The following is a 20,216-nucleotide window of genomic DNA, read 5'->3' as shown; positions in this document are numbered from 1 at the left end:
TACTCACGATGATCCCCTTTCTGCCTTCCAAGAACGGTAGCGGTCTTGTCGCGGGGCCGCCGATCGGATAGAAACGGCTCACCTTGAGTAGGAAACTTTCCGACCTACTCGGGCCGGGTCGCGAGGTGAGCGTGAGCGGGAACTACCTGGCCGGGCCGCAGGGCCTGCTCTGGTCGATCAACGCCCGCGCCGTGCTCGACGTCATCGACCGTGAGGGGCCGCTGGGCCGGCCGGAGATCACCAGGGCCACGGGCCTGTCCAAGACCACCGTCGCCCAGGCGCTGCGCGAGCTCGTCGCACGCGGTGTCGTCGAGGAGGCGGGCGCCGACACCACCCGTCGCGGGCCCGCGGCGACCCTCTACCGGATCGCCCCCCGCTGCGCGCTCGCGCTCGGCGTCGACATCGGCCACCTGCGTATCCGCGCCGTCCTGGTCGACGCGGCGGGGGAGACGCTCGCCCAGGCGGAGACCCGGGCGCCGCGCCGCAGGGTGGCCGACACGGCGGCGGCGGTGACCGCGCTCGCCGCCGAGTGCGCCGAACGCGCCGGGACCGGGCCGGGCGACATCGGCCAGGCCGTCGTCGGCGTCCCCGCGGTCGTGGCGCGCGACGGCCGCACCGTCAGGCGGGCCTACGGGCTGCCGCAGGGCGGCCGCGGCCTGGCCGAGGCGATCGAGCGCGACCTGCCCGTGCCCCTGCTGCTGGAGAACGACGTCAACCTCGCCGCCGTCGCCGAGCAGCGGTTCGGCGTGTGCGCCGGCGTCGCCGACTTCGCCCTGCTCGGCGTCGGGGTCGGCCTCGGCGCCGGGATCGTGCTCGGCGGCCGGCTGCACCGGGGCTTCGCCGGGGGAGCGGGCGAGGTCGGATTCCTGCCCCACCCCGCGACCGAGCTCGGCACGGAGGTGCTCGGCGCCCGCCGCATCGCCGAACAGGCCAGGCAGGCCGGAATCGAGGGCAGCCCGTCCCCTCGGGAGATCTTCGAGAGCGCCAGGGGCGGCGATGAGAGGGCACTCGCCGTGGTCGACGCGACCGCCCGCAGGATCGCCCACGTCGCGGCGTCCATCGCCCTCGTGATCGAGCCGGAGCTGTTCGTGCTCGGTGGCGCGTTCGGCGCCAGCGCCGACCTGTTGCTCGACCGCATCCGCCGCCACCTGGCCAGGGACGCCGCGCCGCTGCCGATCAGGATCATCGCGAGCGGCGTCCCCGGGGACGCGGTGCTGCGCGGCGCGGCCTGGCTCGCCCGCCATCGCGCGCGGGAACGCGCCTTCGCCGCCGTGATGGGCGGGCGGCCGCACGACATGACGACCGGGGGACCGTACGACACGGACCTCACCGGGTCAGGGAAAGGGGACATCACGTGAACCTCGCGCGACGGCTCGGCGCCGGGCCGGGCGACCGGCTGCTGATCGTGAACGCCGACGACTACGGCATGTGCCGGGCGGCCAACACCGGCATCACCTCACTGCTCGCTGCCCGCGCCATCAGCTCGGCGACCGTGATGACGCCGTGCCCGTGGGCTCCCGACGCGGTCCGTACGGCCGTCGCGGGCGGCTACGACGTGGGCGTCCACCTGACGTTCACCAGCGAGTGGGAGGGATACCGGTGGGGACCGGCGACCCGCGACCGCGCGGTGTCCTCGCTCGTGGACGACGCCGGCTACTTCCCGGCCGACTGCCGCACCGTGGAGGAGCGGGCCGACCCCGAGGAGGTCCGCGCGGAGATCGACGCGCAGATCCGCAGGGCCGTCGCCCTCGGGCTCGACCCGTCGCACGCCGACAACCACATGGGCAGCCTGTACGGCCTGGCCACCGGCCGTGACTTCCTCGACGTCGTCTTCAAGGCGTGCGCGGAGCACGGCCTGCCGTTCCGGCTGCCCCGGACCCTCCACGGCATGGGCCTGCCGGAGGAGCTGGAACCGTTCGCGCGGGCGAGAGCCGAGGCCGCCGACGCGGCGGGCGTGGTGATCCTCGACCGGCTGTGGACGCTGCCCTTCGAACTGGCCGAGGGGGAGACGTACGAGAGCGTCAGAAATGACATGATCGGGCTGATCCGGGAGCTGCGGCCCGGTGTCACCGAGATCTACATCCACCCGTTCGAGGAGACCGGCGAGCTCCGGCAGATCATGCCGCATCACGCCAAACGCGGCATGGAGCTGCGGCTGTTCACCGATCCGGAGGTCCGCCGCGCCATCGCCGAGGAAGGCGTCCGCCTCATCGGCTGGTCCGACCTGCGCACGGCCCAGAGGGCCTGATGAGGCACGGCCCAGAGGGCCCGATGAGGCGCGGACAGGTGCTGGCCTACGGGTCGGGCAACCTGTCGGTCAACCTGCTCAGCCAGGCGTTCGCGACCTTCGCCACCTTCTACTACGTCGACCACCTGGGCGTCGACCCGTCGCTCATCGGCGTCGCCATGGTGATCCACGGCATCGTCAACGCGGTGCTCAACCCGCTCGTGGGGCACGTCTCCGACCGGACCCGCACGCGCTGGGGCAGGCGGGTGCCGTACATCGTGATCGGCATGGCGCCGCTGGCCGCGGCCTTCACCATGATCTGGATCCCGCTCGTGGACGGCGCGACCGCGAGGTTCTGGTACTTCCTGATCGTGGTCCTCGTCTACGACGTGCTGTTCGTCGTCGTGGTGCTGAACTACGTGGCGCTGTTCCCCGAGATGTTCACCACCATCGCCGAGCGGGCCGCCGCCGCGTCGTGGCGGCAGATGTTCGCGATCGTCGGCATGATCGTCGGCGTCGCCGCGGCGCCCCTGCTGTACGGCGCCGTCGGTTGGGCCGCCATGGGCGTGTCCTTCGGCGTCGTGGCGCTGGCCTTCTTCGCGCTGTCGCTCCGCGGCTCGGCCGAACGGGCCCACGCGGAGCGCGAGAGCTTCGGGTTCCTCGCCGCGCTCCGCTATACGCTCGCCAACCGCGCCTTCGTCACGTACGTCACCGGCAGCTTCCTGCTGCAGCTGACCTTCGCCCTGCTGCAGGCGGGGATCCCGTTCTTCACCAAGTACGCCCTGGGCGAGGCCGACTCCGCCAACACCGTCATCCTGGGCGCGGTTTTCGTCACCGCGATCCCGATGGTCTACGTGTGGAGCCGGGTGACCACCCGGATCGGCCCGCGCCGCGCCGTCCTCGCCGCGATCGTCGTGTACGGCGCGGCGCTCGTGCCGTTCCTGTTCGTCGGGAGCCTCGCCCTCGCGGCGGTGACCGGGGCCGCGATCGGCGTCGGCATCGCGGGCATGCTGGTGCTCCTGGAGATCCTGCTTGCCGAGGTGATCGACGACGACGAGCGCAAAACGAGCACCCGCCGCGAGGGGATGTACTTCGGGATGAACGGGTTCATCGTCCGCTGGGCGGTGTCCCTGCAGGCCGTGGTCATCACCGTCGTGCTGTCCCGATCTGGCTACCACAACGGGGCGGCGGTCCAGCCGGCCTCTGTCGTGACCGGCGTCCGGCTGATGATGGGCCTGGTGCCCCTGGCCGTGCTGGCGCCGGCCTTCTGCTGCTTCCTCCTCTATCCGCTGCGAGCGGGCGCGTCGCACCGTGCTCCCGTTGCGGCCCGGGATGCCGGCGCGGGCCGCCCGTCGTCGTGACCGGCCGCCGGCTGAATGAGGCCGCTGGTACGCCTGCTCTCACCAGACCGACGAGACAGCCCGGCCGAATGTGAGGTCGGCTCTCGCCTCACATTTCCCGGTGCCGCGTCGTCGTACTGGCGAAGACAAGAGCGTCCGGCCGACAGGATCCGGCGGTCCCCCGCCTGGGGCGCCGGTGGACCGGCCGCGACTTTCCCCTAGGAGTGACCAAGCATGTCGACAACGACCGAATTCAGCGAGCTGACCGGTGATTACGTCCTCGACACCGCGCGTACGCGGATCGGCTTCGTCGCCCGGCACACGATGGCCACCCGTGTGCGCGGGCGGTTCGACGAGTTCGGCGGCGGCGTGCACCTGGACGGCGAGGATCTGTCGAAGTCCGACGTCCGGCTCGTCGTCCATGCCGACAGCGTTCAGACCGGCAACGCGCAACGTGACGCGCACCTGCGCGGCAGGTTCCTGCGCGTGGACGACCACCCGGAGATCACCTTCACCTCGACCTCGGTGGAGCGGGCCCCCGGCGCCGGCTTCGAGGTCACCGGCGACCTCGCGATCCGCGGCATGAGCAGGCCGGTGACCGTGGAGTTCGAGCTGACCGGCGTCGAGCACCACCCGCAGGGAGCCCTCCGGGTCGGCTTCGCCGGTCGCCTCACGATCGACCGCACCAACTGGGGCGTGAACTGGAACGCCGCGACCACGGCACTGATCAGCCCGAAGGTGCTGCTGGAGTTCGACGTCACCGCGATCCGGCGGTCCTGACACGTCCGGCGCTGGTGCCCCCGCCGTCGGCGTCGGCGGGGTGACGGCCCATCGAGCGGAGGCCGGGAACGTGGTTGTACACGGTCGTACGCCTCACCATGGTCTGGCAGCCGACCCATCCGCCTCCAGCCCGAACCGCACCAGGTCTGCCCACCGGCCCCCCTTTCCCTCCCGCACTCGCCGCATGGCCAGGTCGGACAGTGCGGTGGCGCAGCCGGCGTCGGCGGCGGCGCGGGCGAGGCGTTCTGCGCCTTCGTGGTCGCCGGTCTGCTCCCGCATCTGCGCCAGCTCCCGCAGCACGCTGGTGTTGCCGGCGTCGGCGACTGCTTGGTACAGCGCGGAGGCATGCCGATAGCGCCCGCGGTCGCGGGCGGCCTGAGCGAAAGCGCGGTGGTCGCTCATCGTGGCGGCGTGGCGGCGTGGCGGGTGACGGCGTTCCAGAAGGCGGCGGGGGGACAGAGGGAGCGGCGGGTGCGGGTGCCGTGTTGTTCGAGGTAGTCGGCGAGGCGATAGGTCGGCTCGCCTCCACGTTGTGCGGCGGGGGCGTGACCGGTGCCAGGACGAGGTTTGATCCGGGCCAGCGGCGGGCGGGCTCCCCGGCAGGGGTGGTGATCGGTGAGGTAGGTGAAGGCCCGCAGTCGTCGGCGAGCAGGTTCCATTGCTCGTCGCTGAGATAGCCGGGGGCGGCTTCTGCAAGCAGGAGGCGGGGCAGGGCCGGGCCGTGACCGAGCCGGCGGGCGTCGGTCGCGGCGTCCAGGACGGCGCGGGCGGCGGGTTCGGCGTTGTCGTAGAGCTCCAGCAGAGCCGGACCACCAGCCAGGTACTGGGTCAACCGCCCCTGCGGGGCCTGGCGCAAGGCCTCGGCCAGACGTGGATCGCCGGTGTTCGCCGCCTGCCGACCTGCGGTGTCGAGGTCGATGCCGGCAAAGGACTCGGGAAGGCGGATGCCGGCGCTTTTGATCAGCTCGCGGGCCTGGGCGTACGGATCGGGCTGACCGGCGTGCGGGACCGCGGTGAGAGTCTTCCAGTAGGCGGGCCAAAGGGTGCCCAGCACCAGCACCGGCCCTCGCTCCTGAGCACGCAGCAACTCCCGGACCCACCGGCGTACCCGCTCCCCGACGGCTGGATCGGCGGTGAGCAGATAGTGCTGGGTCTCGTTCAGCCACACGACGGTGTACGGGCCGATCGACTTCAGCTCGGCCAGGACCGCCGCCGGGCGGCCCGGGTCGATCGGGTGCCACAGCCGCCACGGCTCGGGCAGGGTCCGGACCGCTTCCCACAGGGCGCGGGTCTTGCCCGTCGACGAGTCGCGACCAGCACGTCCAGCCGGGACGCTCCTGCTCGCACCTCGCGGACCACCTGGGCGAGGGTTTCGTCATGCGATCGAGGGATGTAGGCGGGTAACTCCTCCAGCTCCTGATCGGCGGTGTCAACGCGAATCGCCGGATGGACTTCCAGGTCCAGCGGCCGGAGTTGTCCGATCGGCCGGCCCGGTTCTGCTGCGGCCGAGGGTGAGGCGGGCGAGGCGGCCATCGGGAGAGGGCAGGCCGGCGGCCGGCCGTTCTGCGCGTCGTCATAGGCCTGCTTCCACGCCGCCATGTCGCCCAGCACCGCGTCGGGATCCCCGCGCCTGTCCTCTGTCACCTTCTTGCGGTAGGCCTCCAGCAGGCGCTCGACCTGTTCGGTCCAGGTCGGTAGCCGCTTACGCGTGCCGTGGATGAGCGACTCGACGGTGGTCTTCGGGATGCCGGAGTGGCGGGACAGCCACTGCGCCGAGGGGTTCCAGGCCGCCGACCGCGCCCGCACCAGGTAGTCGAGGAAAACTCAGACACCGTCGCCGTGGTCGTTGGGCGGTTTCGCCATGTCGTGTCTCCTTTGCTGTCCTCCCCGACAGATCCCGGTACCGTCAGCTACGGCGGCGATTTCAGGCTAAAACCGGATCCGCCGCACTGCACGTCGGCTGCGGCCACGGGGTGACCCCGGGTGATCCGGGGTCACCCGGCAGCCCGGACGTGGCAGGCCGTCGGCGGGTGCTCGTGCGCCGGTTGTCGATTGACTCATCCGTGTACGTCCGGTTAGCTCTGGTGGCAGCTCGCGACGGCGTACGGACGGAGCCGCATGCGGGGTCGGCCGGGACGTGCGAGCGTCGACAGAACGCGCTGACCTGTCCGTTCCGGCGGCGGCCTCCGCCGTTCCGGCCGGTCGCGGACGGGGACTGCGACAGCCGGGGAGTGACGGATGACAGACGCTCGCATGCGTGCCCTCATGGATCGCCTCGGCGGCCTGGCGTACGGCGGGGACTACAACCCCGAGCAGTGGGACCCGGGCGTGTGGCGGGAGGACGTCCGGCTCATGCGCGAGGCGAGGGTGAACCTCGTGTCGCTCGGCGTCTTCGCGTGGGCCTCGCTCGAACCGGAGCCCGGCACGTACGAGTTCGGCTGGCTCGACGAGGTCATGGACCTGCTCCACGAGAACGGCATCGCGGTCAACCTGGCCACCCCCACCGCCGCGCCGCCCGCCTGGCTGACCCACCGGCACCCCGCGGTCCTCCCGGTCATGGCGGACGGCGAGCGGTTCGGCTTCGGCAACCGCCTGCACTACGACCCCTCGTCCCCGATCTACCGCGAGCACGCGGCGAACATCACCAGGCGGCTCGCGGAGCGGTACTCCTTCCACCCCGCCCTGGCCATGTGGCACATCAGCAACGAGTACGGCCCCACGGCCTACAACGAGGCCGCCTCGGCCGGCTTCCGCCGCTGGCTCACGCGCAGGTACGGCGACCTGGAGACCCTCAACGAGGCGTGGACCACCCGCTTCTGGGGGCAGGTCTACACCGACTGGGATCAGGTCGAGGTGCCGAGCGTCCCCCGCACCTGGATGAACCCCAGCCGCATCCTGGACTTCAAGCGCTTCACCTCGGACGCCCTGCTGGAGTGCTTCGTCGCCGAGCGCGACATCGTCCGCTCCTTCCGCGACGACATCCCGGTCGTCACCAACTTCATGCGCTTCTACCGCAACGCCGACTACTGGCGCTGGGCCCCGGAGGAGGACGCGGCGGCCCTGGACATCTACCCCGACCCCGCCGACCCGGACTCGCACGTGTCGTCGGCCTTCCAGTTCGACCTGTTCCGGTCGCTCAAGGGCGGGCGTCCGTGGCTGCTGATGGAGCAGGCCGCCAGCGCGGTCAGCCAGTGGAGGCTCAACGTGGTCAAGGAGCCCGGCCGGATGCGGCTCGGCTCGCTCCAGGCGGTCTCCCGCGGGGCCGACTCGGTGATGTTCTTCCAGTGGCGGGCCGGCCGGGGCGGGCACGAACGCTTCCACTCGGCGATGCTGCCGCACTCCGGTCCGCAGTCGCGCACCTTCCGCGAGGTCGCCGAGCTCGGCCGCGAGGTCGGGCTGCTGTCACCCGTGGCGGGAACGGCCACGCGGGCCGAGGTCGCCGTCCTGTTCGACTGGAACGGCTGGTGGGGGCTGGAGGAGCTGTGGGGCCTGCCCCGCAACGACTTCAGCTACGTGGACACCGTCATGCGGCACTACCGGCCGCTGTGGGAACACCACTACGCGGTCGACGTCGTGTCCACCAGGAGCGACCTGTCGCCGTACAAGGTGCTGGTCGTGCCCAACGCGTACCTCGTCGACGACGAGGGCGTCGCCGCCGTCACCGAGTTCGCCCGCGGTGGCGGAACCGTCGTCATGTCCTTCTTCTCGGGCGTAGTGGACCAGTGCAACCGCGTCCGCCCGGACGGCTACCCGGGCGCGTTCCGCCGCCTCATCGGCGCGAAGATCGACGAATACTGGCCGGCGCGTCCCGGCGAGCGGTTCACGGTCGAGTTCACCGACGGACGCACGGCGACGTCGGACTGGTGGCGCGAGGACATCCACCTCGAAACCGGAACGGCACTGGCGACCTACGCGGACGGGCTGCTGGCGGGACGCGCGGCGGTCGTCGCCAACGACTTCGGAGCCGGCCGGGTCGTCTACTTCGCCACCCTCCTGGAACAGGACGCCTTCGACCGTGTGCTGATCGGCGAGCTGAGAGCGGCGGGCGTGGAGAACCGCTTCGACGGCCTCCCCGCCCACCTGGAGTGCACGGTCCGCGAGGACGAGCGGCACGAATACCTCTTCCTCCTCAACCACGACGCTGAGACGCCCGTCGCCGTTCCGGTGGAGGGCGGGGGTACGGACCTCCTCACCGGCCTCCCGGTGTCAGGGGAGATTACTGTGCCTCCCCTAGGAGCGGCGGTCGTCCGCCGGGCGCGGCAGGCGTGACCGTGCCCGGCTCCCCGGCGGCGCGGTGCTCTCGCGGACCACGAGCTCGTTCGCGAGGTCGATCCGGCTCGTGGCCGGCTCCACGCCGCGGGCCAGGTCGAGCAGCATCTGGGTCGCGACCGTCGCCATGTCGCACAGCGGCTGGCCCACCGTGGTCAGGGCGGGCTCGACCCAGCCGGCGACGGGCACGTTGTCGTAACCGACCACCGACAGGTCCCCGGGGACGTCGAGGCCGAGCCGCCGGGCCGCGCGCAGGACGCCGAGCGCCTGCAGGTCCGACCCGGCGAAGATCGCGGTCGGCCGGTCCGGGCGTGGCAGCAGGTCCATGGCGTGTTTGTATCCGGCGTCGACGTAGAAGTTGCCGTACCTGACGAGGGCGGGGTCGACGGTGAGCCCCGCCTCGTCGTGGGCGACCCGGAAGCCGGCGACCCGTGCCCTGCTGCACATCACGTCCTTCGGGCCGGAGACGACCGCGATGCGGCGGTGGCCCAGCTCCAGGAGATGACGGGTGGCGAGCAGGCCGCCGTCCCAGTTGTTCGAACCGACCACGGGCACGGACTCGGCGATCTCGCCGTCGGTGTCGACGACGACGAACGGGACCTGCGCCCGCCGCAGCTTCTGCTGCTGCGACTGAGACGGGCTGGACATGACGAACAGCACGCCGAGGGGGCGATGGTCGAGCACACCGTCCAGCCACTCCTCCGGCGGCCGGTGCGCCCCTTTCAGCTGCGACAAGACGACCTCGATCCGCGCTGCGGCGGCGACGGCGTCGACCCCACGGATGATCTCCATCGACCACATGGAGTTCAACTCGTGGAAGACGAGGTCGATCTGCCCCTTGAGCGTGCGCCGCTTCGAACGGCGGCGGTACTGGTGCCGCGCGAGGCCGGCCTCGACGCGTTCGCGCGTGTCGGGCGCGACGTCGGGGCGGCCGTTGAGGACCTTGGAGACCGTGGTCACCGACACGCCGAGCTCTTCGGCGATGGACGCGATCGTGGTGGGGCGTGGATCGCGGGCGGGGGAGGGGCTGGTCATCTGTCCGCTCGTCGTTTCTCCGAAACTTTCGCGAAACTCTACCACCGGAAGGCTCTGAGATATACCGAGATCCAGGCTGTGTTGGGCTCGGCGGCGAGAGAGTCTCGGCGATTGACTACCCTCTTGACGCACTCAGGTCCGGGTCTTATATTTCCGCAATATTAATGAGGACTTTCGAAACTTTCGGTTCGCGCTGCCGTGCCGTTTCCCGGGGCGGGGTGCGCGAAGCCGCCCCTTTCGGCGGCCGCACGCGCCGCCGTGGATCCGCTCGGATGGCACCGGAGGCACGGGATGAGCACCACCAGGACGATCGACGCGTCGCCGGATACGGGGGATCCCCGGCGGGCGAGACCGGATCCCGCCCGTGCGAAGCGCCCGCCGCGCCGCACCTGGCGGCAGGCGCTGCGCCGTGACTGGCAGCTCTATTCGCTGGCGATCCTTCCGCTGCTGTTCTTCGTGATCTTCCGATATCTGCCGATGATCGGGAACGTCATCGCCTTCCGGAAGTTCCAGCCCGGCGGCAGCGTGCTCGGCGAGGAATGGGTCGGCCTGCGTTACGTGAAGATGTTCCTGAACGACCCGTCGTTCTGGCAGGTCTTCACCAACACTGTGGTCATCGGCGTGCTGACCCTGCTGTTCTGCTTCCCGACGCCGATCGCGCTCGCCCTGCTGATCAACGAGCTGCGCGGCCGGAGGATCAAGCGGTTCGTCCAGTCGGTGTCCTACCTGCCGCACTTCCTGTCGATGGTCGTCGTGGCCGGGCTCGTCATGGAGATGCTGTCGGTGGACGGGCCGGTCAACCAGCTCCTGCGCGCGGCCGGCAACGAGCCCGTCGCGTTCCTGCAGGAGGCGGGGTGGTTCCGGACGATCTACGTCTCCTCGGAGATGTGGCAGACGGTCGGCTGGGGGACGATCATCTACCTCGCCGCGCTCACCACCATCGACGAGCAGTTGTACGAGGCGGCCCGGATCGACGGCGCGAGCCGGTGGCGGCAGGTCTGGCACGTGACCCTCCCCGGCATCCGGCCGACCGCGGTCACCCTGCTGATCCTCAACATCGGCACGTTCATGGCCGTCGGCTTCGAGAAGATCCTGCTGCTCTACAACCCGCTGACGTACCCCACCGCCGACGTGATCTCCACGTACCTCTACCGGATGGGCATCGTCTCCAACAGCTTCAGCTACGCCGCGGCGATCGGCCTGTTCGAGGCCGTGATCGGGCTGGCCCTGGTCATGTCGGCGAACCTGATCTCCCGGCGCACGGTGGGGACGAGCCTGTGGTGACCGTCGACAGGACCCGGGGCTACCGGGTGTTCCGGATCGTCAACGCGATCGTTCTGACCGGTGTCGTGGTCGTGACCCTGTACCCCTTCGTCAACATCGTCGCCCGGTCGCTCAGCGACGAGTTCGCCATCCGCGCCGGCAAGGTCAACCTCGTCCCCGTCGGGTTCACCTTCCGTACGTACGAGTTCGTGGCCTCCGACCCGACGTTCTGGATCAACTACCGCAACACCCTGGTCTACACGGTCGTCGCCACGGCCATCGCGATGGTCATGACCACGTGCTACGCGTACGTCCTGTCGAAGAAGCACCTGAAGGGCCGCACGTTCCTGATCGGGATCGCGGTCTTCACGATGTTCTTCTCCGGCGGGCTCATCCCCAACTACATCCTCATCTCCAGCCTCGGGCTGAAGGACAGCATCTGGGCCATCGTGCTGCCGAACGCGGTCAGCGTCTTCAACCTCCTGGTGATGAAGGCGTTTTTCGAGGGCCTGCCGGTCGAGCTGGAGGAGGCCGCCGCGATCGACGGCATGAGCACCTACGGCATCCTGCTCCGGATCGTGCTGCCGCTGTCGAAGGCGGTCCTCGCGACGATCGTGCTGTTCTACGCCGTGTCGTTCTGGAACTCGTGGTTCGCGGCCTTCCTCTACATGAGCCAGAACGACCTGTTCCCCGTGACCGTCTACCTGCGCAACCTCATCGCCGGCGCCACCACGGGCACGTCCGTCGGCGCCGACGCCACCGACATGACGGTGGCCACCAACATCAAGTCCGTGACGATGGTGCTCACGGTCATCCCGATCCTGGTGGTCTACCCCTTCGTCCAGCGGTACTTCGTCAAGGGCGTCATGCTCGGCGCGGTGAAGGGATAACACGCCGGACCTCTCATTCCGCATTCACTCAGCCCGTTTCCCCAAGGGAGAGGACCCCCCTTTCATGTATGAGATCAACCGGCGTCAGGCGATGGTCGCCGTGGGAGCCTTCCTCGCGCTCGCGGCCTGCAGCACTGACGGCACTGACGGCGATTCCGGGGCCAAGAAGAGCGGTGACGACTTCGCGGCGAACCGCGACGGCGCGATGGCCGACTACGCCGCAGGCAAGCCGTTCAAGGCCGCTGCCCCGCTCTCGTTCAGCATCCTCTACAACAACCACCCGTTCTATCCGATCAAGAACGACTGGCTGTTCTGGTCGGAGCTGACCAAGCGGACCAACGTGACGCTGCAGCCGAACGTCGTGCCGCTGAGCGACTACGAGAACAAGCGCAGCCTGCTGATCGGCGCCGGCGACGCGCCGATGATCATCCCGAAGACCTACCCCGGCCAGGAGACCCCCTTCGTCGCCTCGGGCAGCGTCCTGCCGGTCAGCGACTACCTCGACCTGATGCCGAACTTCAAGGAGAAGATCGCCAAGTGGAACCTGCAGCCCGACCTTGACACGCTCCGGCAGGCCGACGGCCGCTTCTACCTGCTCCCCGGCCTCCACGAGGACTACTGGACGGACTACACGCTGATTGTGCGCAGCGACATCCTCGACAAGCTCGGGCTGGAGATCCCGCAGACCTGGGACGACGTGCACAACATGCTGAAGGCGATGAAGGAGGAGTATCCCGACTCCTATCCCTACTCGGACCGATGGGGCATCCCCACGCCGGGTGGCGCCATGCTCAACCAGGTCTTCGGCCTGGGCAGCGGCGCACGCGGCGGCTGGGGCTTCACGACCGGCATCACGTGGGATCCCACGGCGCAGAAGTTCGCCTACACCGGGGCGATGGAGCAGTACAAGCAGATGCTGCAGTTCCTCCACACGCTGGTGGAGGAGAAGCTGCTCGACCCGGAGAGCTTCACTCAGCAGGACGATCAGGCGATCCAGAAGCTGGCGTCCGGCAAGTCCTTCGTGATCAGCGGCAACGCCCAGACGCTCGTGAACGAGTATCGCCCGCCGCTGAAGAAGGCCAACCCGAAGGCGAAGCTCATCAAGATCCCGGTGCCCATCGGGCCGCAGGGGCCGGTCAAGGCCGACGCCAACGACAGCCGGCTGGAGAACGGCATCATGATCTCCAAGAAGGCCCGGGACAGCAAGAACTTCGTCGCGATGATGCAGTTCATCGACTGGCTCTGGTACTCCGACGAGGGCCAGGTGTTCGCCAAGTGGGGCGTCGAGGGGACCACCTACACCAAGGACGGCTCCGGCAAGTTCCAGCTCGCGAAGGACGTCGACTTCGTCGGCCTCAACCCCGGCGCACCCAAGCACCTGCAGAAGGACTTCGGCTTCTCCAACGGCGTGTTCGCCTACGGCGGCAGCACCGAGCTGCTCCAGTCGACCTTCTCCGAGGAGGAGATCGAATGGCAGAAGACGATGAACGCCAGGAAGGCGCTGCCGCCGAAGCCGCCGAGCCCGCTCAACGACGAGGAGCGCGAGCAGGCCGCGCTGTGGCAGACCCCGCTGAAGGACCACGCCACCCAGAACACGCTCGCGTTCATCCTCGGCAAGCGGAGCTTCGACGAGTGGGACGCCTACGTCAAGGAGCTCGAGGCGAAGAACATGACGTCCTACGTCAACCTCGTCAACGGCGCGTACGAGCGCTACAAGAAGGAGCACGGCTGACCGGCCCGTGCCGGTCGTGCCTGTCCCACGGCCGGCACGCGCTGTCCGGAACGGCGAGCGAAGGACGATGATGCCCCACCCTGTCCCCGATATGCCGGACGAGACCCCGAGCCGGCTGACGGACGCCTGGCGGTTCTGCGTCGGCACCGGCCGGTTCGACCTGGCCCTGCGCCGGGACTATCAGGAGTCGCTGGCGCTGGTTCAGCGGGAGATCGGCTTCCGGCACATCCGGGGGCACGGGCTGCTGAGCGACGGGGTGGGCGTCCACCGGCCGTACGAGCACCGGGGGACCCGGCACGTGCGGCACGTGTTCACCTACGTGGACCAGGTGATCGACGCCTACCTCGACCTCGGGATCGCGCCGTTCCTGGAGCTGGGCTTCATGCCCTCCGGGCTCGCGTCCGGCGACCAGACCGTCTTCTGGTGGAAGGGCAACGTCACCCCGCCCCGGTCGTGGCAGGAGTGGGCCGCGCTGGTGCGGGCCACCGTGACGCACCTGGTCGACCGGTACGGGCTCGACCGGGTGCGCACCTGGCCGATCGAGGTGTGGAACGAGCCCAACCTCAAGGAGTTCTGGCTCGACGCGGACCAGGACGCCTACCACCGCCTGTACGAGGTGACCGCGAACACCGTCAAGGACGTGGACGCCTCGCTCCAGGTGGGCGGGCCGGCCATCTCTCCCGGCTCCGACGAGTGGCTGGTGCGCTTCGCCGACTTCGTCGCCGAACGGTCCCTGCCGATCGACTTCGTCAGCCGGCACGCCTACACCTCCGGCCCGGCCCAGCACGTGCCGTTCGGCGTGCACCAGACGCTGGCCCCGCCGTCGCGGCTGCTGGAGCAGTTCGCCACGCCCCGGCGGCAGCTCCGGGGCGGTCCGCTGGCGGATCTGCCCGTGCACATCACCGAGTTCAACTCCTCCTACCGGCCGGACAACCCGATCCACGACACGGCCTTCCACGCCGCGTACCTCGCGCCGGTGCTCGCCGCCGGGGGAGACCTGGCCGACTCCTTCTCCTATTGGACCTTCAGCGACGTGTTCGAGGAGGCAGGGGTGCCGGCCTCGCTGTTCCACGGCGGCTTCGGCCTGCTGACCCACCGTCAGATCAAGAAGCCGGCCTATCACCTGTACGCCTTCATGGCCCGTATGGGCGAGGAGATCCTGGCACGCGGACAGGACCACCTGGTCACCCGGGACGACGCCGGCCGGGTCACCGCGCTGGCCTGGGCGCCGGTGGACGTCACCGGCGGCCCGCCGGTCGACGGGCACACCGTGCGGCTGTCGATCCCGGTCGGCTCCCCGTCCGGCCGGGCCTTCCTGCTGCGCTCGTCGGTGAGCGAGGAGAAGGGCAACGCCTGGAGGGCGTGGTGCGAGATGGGCCGCCCCGCCTCGCCCCGGCCCCGGCAGCTCGACGCGCTGCGGGAGGCGGCGGAGCCGGTCCGCGGCCATCGCAGCCTGCCGATCGAGGACGGAAGGGTCGCCCTGGACGTCACCCTCGACCGCCACGAGGTCACCCTGCTGGAGATCACGCCCGTGGTCGACGAGACTCCGCCCTGGGGGGACAGGTGGGACGACCGCCGCCTGCTCGGCCTGGATGAGGAGGCTGCACCATGACAGAGACGACGATCCGGCGGTTCGGCCAGGGACCGCTCTCGCGCGCCTCCGCGCTGGTCTACACCCTGCTCGTGGTAGAGCTCCTGGTCCTGGTCACCACCGTGCCCGGCCTGATCGGGCTCGTCCTGCTCGACCGCGACGCCGCCAACGTCCCGCTGGCGGCGGCCTGCGCGCTCCCGGCCGGCCCGGCGCTGTCGGCCGCGCTGTACGCGTTGCACCACCGCCGGCTCGACCTGACGGATCTCCACCCGGCGACGGTGTTCTGGCGCGGCTACCGGATGAACGTCCGCGGGGTGGTGAAGCTCTGGATCCCGTTGCTGGCGTGGCTGACCGTCCTCGGATCGACGCTCGCGAACTTCGGCGCCGCGGGCGTCCCGGGGTGGTGGGCGATCCTGCTGGTCCTCATCGCGCTGGCGGCGGCCCTCTGGGGCGCGAACGCCCTCGTGATCACATCGCTGTTCGCGTTCCGGGCGAGGGACGTCGCCCGCCTGGCCGCGTACTTCCTCTTCTCCTCACCCCGGGTCGCGCTGGCCGACGCCTGCCTGTTCGTCGTCGCCGCCGGCGTCACGCTGGTCGCCTCCGAGGCCGCGCTGACGCTGCTGGCCTCCGTGTTCGCGGCGGCGCTGCTGCTGAACAGCCGGCCGCTGATCGCGCAGGTCACGGAGAAGTTCACCGTGCAGGGCGATTCCCCGGAGGGGCCTCGTGACGACTCCTGATCCTGTCCATCCGGCGTGGCTGCCGCCGGAGGCGTTCCGTGCGATCGGCTCGCGCCGCACACTCGTGCTCGGTGACGGGCTCCTCGCCGGGACCGTGCACGACGAGGTGGCGGACGCCTGTGCCCGGTACGGCGGACGCGTTCGTCGCGGCGCCGAGGACGGGCCGTACGACCTCGTGCTCGCGCTCACCACGGAACCGCTGCCGGGCGTCGCGGGCGAGGTCCGCCCCGACTCCGCGATCGGCGCCGAGGGATACCTGCTCGCGCGGCGCGACGGCGTGACAGTCGTGCTCGCCGACGATCCCGCCGGGCTGCTCTACGGCCTGTTCCACGTCGTGCGGCTCGGTGAGCGGGCGTTCGCCGGCGAGCGGCAGGCCGAGCGTCATCGGCCCGCGATGCGGCGGCGCATGCTCGACCACTGGGACAACGTCGACGTCCATCCGGTGATGGGCCAGGTCGAACGCGGCTACGCGGGCGGGTCGATCTTCTGGCGCGACGGCGCGCCGCGCGGCGACCTGGCCCGCGTGCGGGCCTACGGGCGGCTGCTGGCCGCGTGCGGCGTGAACGCGATCTCCGTGAACAACGTGAACGTACGCGCCACCGAGGCCCGCCTGCTGACGGACCGGCTCGGCGACGTCGCCACGCTCGCGGACGTGCTGCGGCCGTACGGGATCAGGGTCCACCTGTCGGTGAGTTTCGCCTCGCCCGTCGTCCTCGGGGGGCTGCCGACCGCCGACCCGCTGGACGAGGGCGTGCGGAAGTGGTGGGCGGGCGTCACCGAGCGGGTGTACGACACGATCCCCGACTTCGGCGGCTATGTCGTGAAGGCCGACTCCGAGGGGGAGCCCGGCCCGTTCGCGTACGGGCGCGACCACGCCGACGGCGCGAACCTGCTGGCCGAGGCGCTGGAGCCGTTCGGAGGGGTCGTCCACTGGCGCGCCTTCGTCTACAACCACCGGCAGGACTGGCGCGACCGGTCCACCGACCGGGCCCGCGCCGCGTACGACCACTTCGCCCCGCTCGACGGGCGGTTCCGCGACAACGTGATCCTGCAGGTGAAGCACGGCCCGGTGGACTTCCAGGTGCGCGAGCCGGTGTCTCCGGTGATCGCGGCCATGCCCGCCACCCGCCTGGCCGTGGAACTGCAGGTGACGCAGGAGTACACCGGCCAGCAGCGGCACGTCTGCTACCTCCCCCCGATGTGGCGCGAGGTGCTCGGCTTCCGCCCCTGGGGACCGGACGGAACCGCCGTGGCCGACGTCGCCGGGGGAGCCTCGGGCGACGGCGGCGGGCTCGTCGCGGTCTCCAACGTGGGCGACGACCCCTACTGGACCGGCCACCCGCTCGCCCAGGCCAACCTGTACGCCTTCGGCAGGCTCGCCTGGGCGCCGTGGACGGACCCGGCGGAGATCCTCGACGAGTGGATCGACCTCACCTTCACGCCGGCGGCGACGGGGGACACCGAGGGGTTGAGGCACACTCTGCATGCGATCATGGACGGCTCCTGGCGCACCTACGAGCGGTACACCGCGCCGCTGGGCGTCGGATTCATGGTCCGTCCCGGCCACCACTACGGGCCCGACGTGGACGGATACGAGTACACGCCGTGGGGCACCTACCACTTCGCCGACCGGGACGGCGTCGGCGTGGACCGCACCCGCGCGACCGGGACCGGCTTCACCGGCCAGTATCCGCCGCCGTGGTCGGAGGTGTACGAGTCGCTCGACCGGTGCCCCGACGAACTGCTGCTGTTCTTCCACCACGTCCCGTACGGGCACGTGCTGCACAGCGGGGCGACCGTCGTCCAGCACATCTACGACACCCATTTCGCGGGAGTCGAGGAGGCGATCGAGGCCAGACGGCGATGGGAGGAAGCCGCCGCACTGTTCGACCCGTCCCTGCACGCCAGGGTCAAAGAGCTCCTCGACGAGCAGGTCCGCTGCGCGGAGGAGTGGCGCGACCAGGTCAACGCCTACTTCTTCCGCAAGTCGGGCGTGCCCGACGGCCGCGGCCGGCGCATCCCATGACGGCACCCGAACGCCACGGCGTGCTGCAAGGGGACGGGCACTGGGTCGCCACCTGGACGGCGATGCCGCAGTTGACGGAGCCGGACAACATGCCGCCCGCACCGTTCACCCGGGATGACCTCGTTCTCGCCGACGCCACGCTGCGGCAGACGGTCCGGGTCTCCGTGAGCGGGCGGCAACTGCGGGTGAGGGTGTCGAACGCCTTCGGCGGCGCGGCGCTGCCCATCACGAAGGCGACCGTGGCGCTGCCGGCCGGGGGGCGGGCGGGGGTGAGCGCGGTCCAGCCGGGGACGGTGCGGCCGGTGACCTTCCACGGCCGCCCGTCGATGACGATCCCCGCCGGGGCGCAGGCGGTCTCCGACCCGCTGGACGTCGAGCCGGCGCCCGGGTCGAACCTGACGGTGACCGTCTATCTGGCCGACGGGCAGCGCTCGGCGGGCATCACCTCGCATCCGGGCTCGCGGACCACCTCCTACCTGCTGCCCGGCGACCACGCCGACGCCGAGGACCTGCCCGGCGCGACCGCGGTGGACCACTGGTACTTCCTCAGCGGAGTGGAGGTGTGGGCCGATCCTTCGGTCGCCGCGGTGACGGTGGTGGGCGACTCGCTGTCCGACGGCCGGGGCTCGACCACCAACGGCAACGACCGCTGGCCCGACCGGTTGCTCGACCGCCTGCGGTCCCGGCACGGAATGGACGGCGTGGCGGTGGTCAACCAGGCGGCCGGCGGCAACCGGGTGCTCAACGACGGCCTGGGCCCCAACGTGCTGGCCCGGTTGGACCGCGACGTGCTCGCCCACAGCGGCGTGGCGTGGCTGGTCCTGTTCGAGGGGGTCAACGACATCGGCACCGCCGAGGCGACCCCGGCCGCGCAGAAGCAGGTGACCGACGACCTGATCTTCGCCTACGACCAGATCGTCACGCGGGCGCACGCCCGGGGCATCCGTGTCTACGGGGCGACGCTGACGCCGTTCGGCGGCAACGCCTCCTACGACGACGCGCAGGGCTACCGGGAGGCGGCCCGGCAGGCGGTCAACCAGTGGATCCGCGCCGGCCGCCGGTTCGACGCCGTGATCGACTTCGACGGCGCCGCCCGCGACCCGGCCGATCCCCGCCGGCTGCTCCCCGCGTACGACGTGGGCGACCACCTGCACCTGAACCCGGCGGGATACCAGGCCCTCGCCGACGCCGTACCCGCGCACCTGTTCCGGCTGGAGCCGCTGCCCCCGGGCTTCGGATTCGCCTGACGCCGGCGGCTAGAGTGGCGTCCGGCTGTGGTTCCCGAGCACCGATGTCACCGAGCACCGATGGATGAACGAGCGCGATGAGAATCGTCGAGGACGACCTGTCCGGCCCGCAGATCGCCGAGTTCCTGCGGGAACACGTGCGGGAGATGCGGTCCATCACTCCGCTGGAGAGCAAGCACGCCCTCGACCTCGACGGCCTGCGCACGCCCGAGGTCACGTTCTGGTCGGTGATGGACGGCGACACCGTCGTGGGCTGCGGCGCGCTCAAGAGGCTCGACCCGGCGCACGCCGAGCTGAAGTCGATGCGCACCGCTGTGGCGCGCAAGCGCAGCGGGATCGCGTCCCTGCTGCTGGGGCACATCATCGCCGAGGCCGGGCGGATGGGCTTCACCCGGCTGAGCCTGGAGACCGGCTCAGCCGACTTCTTCCTGCCCGCCAGAAGGCTGTACGAGAAGTTCGGGTTCGGCTACTGCGAACCCTTCGCCGACTACCGGCCCGATCCGCACAGCGTGTTCATGACCAGGCTGCTCTGACGACTTCGTCAGTACGCGTCCGGGCGTAGGGCCCGGGCGCACACGGTGAGGCCGTCTCTGAGGGTCTCCCGCGTCGTGTCGTCGACCTTCGCGAGCATGACCGCTTCGATGTCGTCGAGCGAGCTGTCGCATCGCCGCAGCACGGTCACCCCCTCGGGAGTGAGGCGGGCGCACAGTGTGCGGCCGCCGTCCGGGTGCGGGTCGCGGCGGATCAGGCCGCGCCGTTCCAGGTCGCGGATGACGAGGTTCATCGCCTGCGGCGTGACGAAGGCGATGCGGGCCAGCTCCGCCGACGACACCCCGTCGCGCGTGCGCAGTTCGCTGAGCGCCATGTACTCGGTCGTGGTGACGCCGTGCCGGGCGAGCGTGTCGTCCAGGCGGGCGCGGATGCGGCGCTCCAGGCGGAACACCAGGTAGCTCAGGCGTGCCGCGGGCGCGGTCGGCTGGGCGGCGGGACGGGGGCGGTGGGCGGTCACCGGACGACGATACCGCGCGATCTTCGAGATGTAAGTTTCGCGGCTTGCTATCAAGTCACTTGATAGCAAG

At 70.5% G+C, this 20,216-nt stretch carries 18 protein-coding genes; 13 read left to right on the top strand and 5 right to left on the bottom strand.

Translation table 11 applies throughout. The features are described 5' to 3' along the window. The first annotated feature begins 131 nt into the window (after positions 1-131). From QSK36_RS34715 to QSK36_RS34700, 4 genes are all read left to right on the top strand, one after another. Positions 132-1,358 (top strand): ROK family transcriptional regulator, encoded by a 1,227-nt coding sequence (locus QSK36_RS34715; protein WP_285785314.1) that lies wholly within the window; start codon positions 132-134, stop codon positions 1,356-1,358. After that, positions 1,355-2,248, top strand: coding sequence for a polysaccharide deacetylase family protein (locus QSK36_RS34710; protein ID WP_285785313.1), 894 nt, complete (start codon positions 1,355-1,357; stop codon positions 2,246-2,248). Before QSK36_RS34715 ends, QSK36_RS34710 begins: the two co-directional genes overlap by 4 nt. A 23-nt stretch (positions 2,249-2,271) precedes the next feature. Further along, complete coding sequence (locus QSK36_RS34705; protein WP_285785312.1) at positions 2,272-3,588, top strand: MFS transporter; 1,317 nt, start codon at positions 2,272-2,274, stop codon at positions 3,586-3,588. A 213-nt stretch (positions 3,589-3,801) separates the two neighbouring features. After that, positions 3,802-4,347, top strand: a complete 546-nt coding sequence (locus tag QSK36_RS34700; protein WP_285785311.1) for a YceI family protein — start codon at positions 3,802-3,804, stop codon at positions 4,345-4,347. 93 nt (positions 4,348-4,440) lie between these two features. Here QSK36_RS34700 and QSK36_RS34695 read toward each other — a convergent pair whose 3' ends face one another. The 3 genes from QSK36_RS34695 to QSK36_RS34685 all read right to left on the bottom strand — a co-directional run bounded on the left by QSK36_RS34695 (position 4,441) and on the right by QSK36_RS34685 (position 6,153). Then, positions 4,441-4,749 carry a hypothetical protein gene (locus QSK36_RS34695; protein WP_285785310.1) on the bottom strand — a complete coding sequence of 103 codons (309 nt, stop codon included), beginning with the start codon at positions 4,747-4,749 and terminating at the stop codon, positions 4,441-4,443. Next, a complete protein-coding gene (locus QSK36_RS34690) occupies positions 4,746-5,006 on the bottom strand; it encodes a hypothetical protein (RefSeq protein WP_285785309.1) in 261 nt (86 codons plus the stop codon). The genes QSK36_RS34695 and QSK36_RS34690 overlap by 4 nt, the downstream gene beginning before the upstream one ends. 532 nt (positions 5,007-5,538) lie before the next feature. Continuing rightward, entirely contained in the window at positions 5,539-6,153 is a 615-nt protein-coding gene (locus QSK36_RS34685; protein ID WP_285785308.1) for a hypothetical protein, read from the bottom strand. Between the two features lie 432 nt (positions 6,154-6,585). On the opposite strand from QSK36_RS34685, the gene QSK36_RS34680 reads away from it, so the two are divergent. Then, complete coding sequence (locus tag QSK36_RS34680; protein WP_285785307.1) at positions 6,586-8,616, top strand: beta-galactosidase; 2,031 nt, start codon at positions 6,586-6,588, stop codon at positions 8,614-8,616. On the opposite strand, the gene QSK36_RS34675 is transcribed toward QSK36_RS34680, so the two are convergent. Beyond that, positions 8,578-9,651 (bottom strand): LacI family DNA-binding transcriptional regulator, encoded by a 1,074-nt coding sequence (locus QSK36_RS34675; protein WP_285785306.1) that lies wholly within the window; start codon positions 9,649-9,651, stop codon positions 8,578-8,580. The two genes, QSK36_RS34680 and QSK36_RS34675, sit on opposite strands and share 39 nt — an antisense overlap. A 291-nt stretch (positions 9,652-9,942) precedes the next feature. Between QSK36_RS34675 and QSK36_RS34670 the strand changes: the two genes are divergently transcribed. From QSK36_RS34670 to QSK36_RS34635, 8 genes are all read left to right on the top strand, one after another. Then, a complete protein-coding gene (locus tag QSK36_RS34670) occupies positions 9,943-10,935 on the top strand; it encodes an ABC transporter permease (RefSeq protein WP_183533032.1) in 993 nt (330 codons plus the stop codon). After that, positions 10,932-11,804: a carbohydrate ABC transporter permease gene (locus tag QSK36_RS34665; RefSeq protein ID WP_285785305.1), complete on the top strand. Its 873-nt coding sequence runs from the start codon at positions 10,932-10,934 to the stop codon at positions 11,802-11,804. Before QSK36_RS34670 ends, QSK36_RS34665 begins: the two co-directional genes overlap by 4 nt. Positions 11,805-11,868: 64 nt before the next feature. After that, positions 11,869-13,536 carry an ABC transporter substrate-binding protein gene (locus tag QSK36_RS34660; RefSeq protein WP_183533028.1) on the top strand — a complete coding sequence of 556 codons (1,668 nt, stop codon included), beginning with the start codon at positions 11,869-11,871 and terminating at the stop codon, positions 13,534-13,536. A gap of 91 nt (positions 13,537-13,627) precedes the next feature. Beyond that, on the top strand, positions 13,628-15,148 hold the full coding sequence (locus QSK36_RS34655) for a GH39 family glycosyl hydrolase (RefSeq protein ID WP_221263157.1): 1,521 nt from the start codon (positions 13,628-13,630) through the stop codon (positions 15,146-15,148). After that, a complete protein-coding gene (locus QSK36_RS34650; RefSeq protein WP_285785304.1) occupies positions 15,145-15,864 on the top strand; it encodes a hypothetical protein in 720 nt (239 codons plus the stop codon). The genes QSK36_RS34655 and QSK36_RS34650 overlap by 4 nt, the downstream gene beginning before the upstream one ends. Further along, a complete protein-coding gene (locus QSK36_RS34645; protein WP_285785303.1) occupies positions 15,851-17,890 on the top strand; it encodes an alpha-glucuronidase in 2,040 nt (679 codons plus the stop codon). Before QSK36_RS34650 ends, QSK36_RS34645 begins: the two co-directional genes overlap by 14 nt. Beyond that, complete coding sequence (locus QSK36_RS34640; protein ID WP_285785302.1) at positions 17,887-19,137, top strand: SGNH/GDSL hydrolase family protein; 1,251 nt, start codon at positions 17,887-17,889, stop codon at positions 19,135-19,137. The genes QSK36_RS34645 and QSK36_RS34640 overlap by 4 nt, the downstream gene beginning before the upstream one ends. Positions 19,138-19,214: 77 nt before the next feature. Beyond that, the gene (locus QSK36_RS34635) at positions 19,215-19,670 is read left to right on the top strand and encodes a GNAT family N-acetyltransferase (RefSeq protein ID WP_285785301.1); all 456 of its coding nucleotides are present in this window, start codon (positions 19,215-19,217) and stop codon (positions 19,668-19,670) included. Positions 19,671-19,678: 8 nt separating this feature from the next. Here QSK36_RS34635 and QSK36_RS34630 read toward each other — a convergent pair whose 3' ends face one another. Next, positions 19,679-20,146, bottom strand: coding sequence for a MarR family winged helix-turn-helix transcriptional regulator (locus QSK36_RS34630; protein ID WP_285785300.1), 468 nt, complete (start codon positions 20,144-20,146; stop codon positions 19,679-19,681). Positions 20,147-20,216: the final 70 nt, after the last annotated feature.

Source organism: Microbispora sp. NBRC 16548, assembly GCF_030268985.1.
GTDB classification, from domain to species: Bacteria; Actinomycetota; Actinomycetes; order Streptosporangiales; family Streptosporangiaceae; genus Microbispora; species Microbispora catharanthi.
Note: the sequence above shows the minus strand (reverse complement) of the source record. Positions and strands in the feature narration are given on the sequence as shown.